The organism is Streptomyces sp. NPDC031274 (assembly GCF_055570235.1).
In genome coordinates, this window is sequence record NZ_JBVIHP010000052.1 from 21,151 (window position 1) to 27,938 (window position 6,788).

The following is a 6,788-nucleotide window of genomic DNA, read 5'->3' on the forward strand; positions in this document are numbered from 1 at the left end:
GGAGTGCCGGCGCCACATACCGAGGGGGTACGGGCGCATCACGAAAAGCCGAACTCTTTGCTGATGAAGTCGAACATCTCGTCGTCCGTCGCGGACTCCAGCTCACCCGCTACCTCCGCTGTCTCCTCTGCCTCCTGCGCGCGGGTGCACTGCGCGAGAAGCACCCGCAGCCGCTCGGCGACCGTGGAGAGCTCGGCAGCCGACGGGCCGATGTCCGCGAGCCCCTGCTCCAGGCCGTCGAGCTGCGCCAGGAGCGGCGCGGTCGCGTCGGCCGCGGCGCCGCCGCCCGGGAGCAGTTCGGTCCTCAGATACGCGGCGAGTGCGAGCGGCGTCGGATGGTCGAAGACCAGAGTGGTCGGCAGCGGCAGGCCGCTGGCCGCGCCGAGGCGGTTGCGCAGCTCCACGGCAGTCAGCGAGTCGAAGCCCAGCTCCCGGAACGCACGCCCCGGTTCGACCTGCTCGGGCCCGGGGTAACCGAGGACACCGGCCGCCTCGTCACGGACCAGGTCCTCCAGGAGCTTGTCCTGCTCGGGCCCGGAGAGCGTGGCGAGCCGTCCCGCCAGGTCGGGACCGGCGGCCACCGACTTCCCCGCGTCCTTGCTGGCGACGGCGAGCGCCCGCGCCTCGGGCAGGTCCGCGAAGAGCGGGTTGGGTGCGAGCACGGCGATGCCGGGCAGGTACTGTGCCCAGTCGATGTCGGCGATCACCGTGGCCGTCGGGCCGTGCGTGCGCGCCTGCGTGAGGGCCTGACGCAGGGCGGCGACGGCGCGCTCCGGCGCCATCGGCGGCAGCGCAGCCGTCCGCGCCGCCCCTGTCGTGGCCCCGTCGGGCGCCGCCATGCCGCCGCCGTCCCAGGCGCCCCAGGCGACCGAGACCGCCGCCAGACCGCGGGCACGCCGTGCCTCCACGAGCCCGTCGAGCGCGGCGTTGGCCGCGGCGTAACTGCCCTGCCCCGCGCCGCCGGAGAGCCCGGCGAACGAGGAGAACAGCACGAACGCCGACAGACCGAGTCCTTCGGTGAGCTCGTCGAGGAGCCGCGCCGACCGCACCTTGGCGCGGAACACGGTCGCGAGCCGCTCGGCCGACATCCCGTCGAGCACTCCGTCGTCGAGGACTCCCGCGGTGTGGAACACACCGGTCAGCGGCATGTCATCGGGGACATCGCCGATGACGCGGGCGAGCGCGTCCCGGTCGGCCGCGTCACACACCGTCACGGTGACCTTCGCCCCCAGCTCCTCCAATTCGGTACGGAGTTCCGGAGCGCCGGGGGCGTCCAGGCCGCGACGGCTCGTCAGGACGAGGTGTTCAGCGCCCGCGCGCGCCAGCCACCGCGCCACATGACCACCGATCGCACCCGTTCCGCCCGTGATCAGTACGGTGCCGTGCGGAGACCACGGCTCGGCCGATCCGGTGCCCAGGGGAGCACGCACGAGACGGCGCCCGAAGACGCCTGAGCGGCGCACCGCGAGCTGATCCTCGGCACCCGCGCCGGCCAGCACGCGGACAAGCCCTTCGAGGGCCTCCTCGTCCACCGCCTCCGGCAGGTCCACCAGACCGCCCCACAGCTGCGGATACTCCACGGCGACCACGCGCCCCAGCCCCCAGAGCTGCGCCTGCTCATGCCTGTGCGCCGGGTCGGAGCCGCTCACGGACAGCGCGGACCGGGTGGCGACCCAGAGCGGGACGGCGAGACCAGCGGCGTGCAGGGCCTGTACCAGCGTCACCGTGCCGGACAGACCACGGCTCACCGCATCCTCACCGACGGGGTGCGGCTCCTCGTCGAGCCCCAGCAGAGAGAGCACGCCCGCGAGTTGAAGGCCACTGCTCTCCTCCCGCAATCGCTCGGCGAACTCCGCTCGACCGGCCTCACCCGTCGCGGCCGCATCGAGGACCAGCACCCGCACGTCGGCGCCACGCCCGCGCAGGACCCGGCCGATGGCGGCATGCCACTCCTCGTCCACGCCCTGGTCCGGGACCACGAGCAGCCAGGTCCCGTCGAGCCCGGCGGTGGGCGCGCCGCCCACGTCCAACGGCTTCCAGGTCACCCGGTAACGCCAGCTGTCCAGCGTCGACGCCTCCCGACGCTGTCGCCGCCACGACGACAGGACGGGGAGCACCGCGCCCAGCTCGGCGACGGCTCCGGCCCCGCCGGCGTCGAGCTCCGAAGAGAGGCTCTCCAGGTCCTCACGCTCGACGGCCTCCCAGAAACGCTGCTCGACCTCGTCACCGGCGAGTGCGCCGGACACGGACGGGGCCGACTCCAGCCAGTAGCGACTGCGCTGGAAGGCGTAGGTGGGGAGGTCGACGCGGCGCCGGGTGGCGGTGGGCTCGTAGAGAGGGGTCCAGTCGACGTCGACGCCTCGTACGTATGCCTGAGCCAGGGCGGTCAAGAACGTGTCGGGCTCGGGGCGGTCGCGGCGCAGGGACGCGATCAGGCCCGACTGGGCCTCGGGCTCGGTGAGGGTGTCGTGCGCCATCGCGGTCAGGACCGCGTCCGGGCCGAGTTCAAGAAGCGTCGACACCCCGTATGCAGTAAGGGAGTTGAGGCCGCCATGGAAGCGGACCGCATCGCGCACGTGGCGGACCCAGTACTCCGGGTCCTGAAGCTCAGCCGCCTCGGCCAGCTCGCCCGTCAGGTTCGAGACGACCGGGAGCTTCGGAGCGTTGTACGCCAGCCCCTGCGCGACCTTACGGAAGTCCTCCAGCACCGGATCCATCAGCGGAGAGTGGAAGGCGTGCGAGACCTTCAGCCAGCGCACCTTCCGCTCCTGAGCCTTCAGCGTCCGGGCCAGGCCTTCGAGAGGGGACCGCTCACCGGAGAGCACCACCTGCGAGGGGCCGTTCACGGCCGCCAGACCGACCTGCTCCTCCAGACCTTCCAGCAGGGGCAGTACGTCAGCCTCCGTGGCCTGCACGGCGAGCATCGCGCCTCCCTCGGGCAGCGCCTGCATCAACGTGCCGCGCGCGGCGATCAGTTGGGCTGCGTCTTCCAGGGACCAGAGCCCGGCAACGTACGCGGCAGCCAGCTCACCCACCGAATGTCCGCCGACCACCTCCGGCCGCACCCCGAACGACTCAACCAGGCGGTACAGGGCCACCTCGACCGCAAACAGCGCAGGCTGCGCGTAACCGGTCTGCTCGAGCAGCTCCGCATCATCGCCGAACATCACGTCCTTCAGCGGCCGGTCAAGGACCGTGTCCAGATGCGCGCACACCTCATCAAGAGCATCCGCGAACACCGGGAAGGCGTCATACAACTCACGCCCCATCCCGATGCGCTGGCTGCCCTGACCGGTGAAGACAACACCCAGACGCCCCTCAGCAACCGCCCCGGAAACCTCACGCTCCCCCAGAAGCACAGCCCGATGCTCAAGCTCCGCCCGCCCCGACACCAGCGACCAGCCCACATCCGTGGGGTTCGACTCGCCGCTGTCGGCAACGAATGCACGCAGCCGTTCAATCTGCTCGCGCAGCGCGTCGGCGCTCTTCGCCGACACCACCCACGGCACGTCGGTCGACGGCGGGGCGTCAGTGCTGGTGCTGGTGCTGGTGCTCACCAGGGTGTCCTGGGAGGCCTCGACCGGGGCCTGCTCCACGATCACGTGTGCGTTGGTCCCGCTCACGCCGAAGGACGACACTCCCGCCCTTCGCGGAGCGATGACGTCACCCTCCCGACCGGGCCAGGGCCGTGTCTCGGTCAGCAGCTCGACGGCGCCTGCCGACCAGTCCACGTGGGAGCTCGGGCGGTCCACGTGCAGGGTCTGCGGCAGCACGCCCTCCCGCATCGCCATGACCATCTTGATGACACCGGCGACGCCGGACGCGGCCTGCGTGTGACCGATGTTGGACTTCACCGAGCCGAGGAGGAGCGGCTGTTCGGCGGGGCGATCCTGACCATACGTGGCGAGCAGGGCCTGCGCCTCGATCGGGTCGCCGAGGGTCGTGCCGGTGCCGTGCGCCTCCACCGCGTCGACGTCGGCGGCCGACAGGCGGGCGTTGGCGAGAGCAGCCCGTATGACGCGCTGCTGGGACGGGCCGTTGGGGGCGGTGAGTCCGTTGCTCGCGCCGTCCTGGTTCACCGCCGAGCCTCGCATGACCGCGAGGACCTGGTGGCCGTTGCGCTCGGCGACGGACAGCCGCTCAAGCAGGAGCAGGCCGACGCCCTCGCCCCAACCGGTGCCGTCCGCCGCCTCGGCGAAGGGCTTGCAGCGGCCGTCGGCAGCCAGGCCCTGTTGCCTGCTGAACTCGTCGAAGGCCGTCGGCGTCGACATCACCGTGACGCCGCCCGCGAGGGCCATGTCGCACTCGCCCTGGCGCAGCGCCTGCGCCGCCAGGTGCAGGGCGACCAGCGAGGACGAGCAGGCCGTGTCGACGGTCACCGCAGGGCCTTCGAGCCCGAACGCGTAGGACAGCCGGCCGGAGACCACTGCTCCGGCATTGCCGGTGAGCAGGTAGCCCTCGACACCCTCCGGCGGCTCCTGGACACCGTCGCCGTAACCCTGGTGGCCCGAGCCGATGAAGACACCGGCCTGCGACCCCTTCATGGATGTGGGAGCGATGCCCGCCCGCTCGAACAGTTCCCAGGAGGTTTCCAGGAGCAGTCGCTGCTGCGGGTCGATCGACAGGGCCTCGCGCGGGGAGATTCCGAAGAATGCGGCGTCGAAGTCGGCGGCGTCATAGAGGAATCCGCCCTCCGCCTTGTAATTGGCCGCACCGGCACCCTCCCAGCCCCGGTCGACGGGGAAGACGGATATGGCGTCCGAGCCCTCGGACACCAGGCGCCACAGGTCCTCCGGGTCCCGTACGCCGCCGGGGTAGCGGCAGCTCATCGACACGATCGCGATCGGATCGTCCATGGCTGGTGTCCCTGCCGCTGCCGCTGCTGTGAGGGCGACGGGCTGCGCGGTGGCTGTGTCGTGGCCCAGCGTCTCGTTCCGCAGATGGGCGGCGAGCGTACTGGCTGTGGGGTAGTCGAAAACGAGAGTCGTGGGCAGCTTCAGTCCGGTCGCGGCCGCGAGCCGGTTGCGCACTTCGACGGCCGTCAGCGAATCGAAGCCCAACTCACGGAAAGCACGGGTCGGCTCGACGGCCTCCGCACCCGCATAGCCGAGCACCGCCGCCGCCTGCGCCCGCACCAACTCCAGCACGAGACGCTCCTGCTCACCCGCCCCAAGACCGGCAAGACGACCCGCCCACTCCGATACCGGCTCCCCCAGGACGCTGCCCGCCGCCGCACTCTCCAACGCCGCCAGACCACGCCGCACCTCGGGCAAATCCCCGATGAACGGACTGGGCCGCACAGAGGTGAAAGCGGGAGCGAACCGCTCCCAGTCAAGATCCGCCACAGCCACGAACGTCTCGCCGCGCGCCACCGCCTGCGCAAGCGCCGCAACCGCCAACTCCGGCTCCATCGCCGTCACACCACGACGCCGCAAATGCTCCTCGGCTCCGTCTCCGGCCATACCCCCGCCGCCCCACAGGCCCCACGCGACAGAGGTCGCGGTGAGCCCACGGGCCCGACGCTGCTCCGCGAGTGCGTCAAGGGAAGCGTTGGCGGCCGCGTACGCCCCCTGGTTGCCGCTCCCCCACACACCGGCGTTGGAGGAGAACAGGACGAACGCGTCCAGCGGTGTGTCCCCGAGCAACTCGTCCAGGTGCCCGGCACCCGCAGCCTTCGCACCGAACACGTCCGCCAGGTCGGCGACCGATGTCTCGGACAGCAGCTGCTCCTGCCCGACTCCTGCCGCGTGGAACACGGAGCGGAGGGTGTGCCCGTCACCTGCGAGCTGTTCCAGGAGCGCGGACACGGCATCCCGGTCGGCCACGTCGCACGCGGCCACGGTGACCTCCACCCCCGACTCCTCCAGCTCCACCTTGAGCTCAACGGCACCGGGAGCATCCAGACCACGACGACTGGTCAGCACAAGATGCTCCGCACCCGCACGCGCCAACCACCGCGCCACATGCCCGCCGACCGCACCCGTACCACCCGTCACCAGGGCCGTACCACGCGCCACCCAAGCAGACACCTCCCCCGCACCAGCACCAGCAGGCGCACGCACGAACCGGCGCACGAAGACACCCGTGCCGCGCACCGCGAGCTGATCCTCGTCCCCGACCCCCGTAAGGATTGCGGCGAGCCGCCCGCCCGCGCGAGCGTCAAGCGTCTCCGGCAGATCGAGGAGACCACCCCAGCGGTCGGGGTGTTCAAGCGCCACGACCCGGCCGAGACCCCACAGCTGGGCCTGCACGGGCTCTGCCGCCCGGTCGCTGCGGCCCGTCGAGACGGCGCCACGGGAGAGCACCCACAGACGGGCTTCGATCTCCGCGTCACCGAGGGCCTGCACCAGCGCGACCGTGCCCGCGTACCCTGCGCGCACCGCCCTGTGCTCACTCAGTGCCGACCCGTCGAAGCCGAGCAGCGACACCACACCCGCGAGCTCGCCCTGCTCCCGCAGCCGCTCGACCAGCTCGGCGCGCGTCACCTTGCCCGCGTCGACCGACAGCTCGACGAGATCTGCCCCGGCCTGGGCGAGCGCCTCACGCACACCGTTCGGGGGCTTAGTGGCTCCCTCGGGCACGACGAGCAGCCAGCGGCCTGAGAGACCGGCGGCCGGAAGGCGGCCCGGCAGCGGTTTCCAGACGACGCGGTAGCGCAACGCGTCGACCGCCGAACGCTCACGGCGCTGGCGCCGCCAGGAGGACAGCACCGGCAGTATCGCGCCCAGTTCGGCGCTCGTCGCGTCGGTGTCCAGCTCGGCGGCGAGCTCTTCCAGGTCTTCGCGCTC

At 71.7% G+C, this 6,788-nt stretch carries 1 protein-coding gene; it reads right to left on the reverse strand.

Translation table 11 applies throughout. From position 1 onward, the window contains the following. Nucleotides 1–38 precede the first annotated feature (38 nt). A partial coding sequence (locus tag ACZ5CR_RS42795; protein ID WP_468868391.1) for a type I polyketide synthase occupies nucleotides 39–6,788 on the reverse strand: 6,750 nt, incomplete at its 5' end.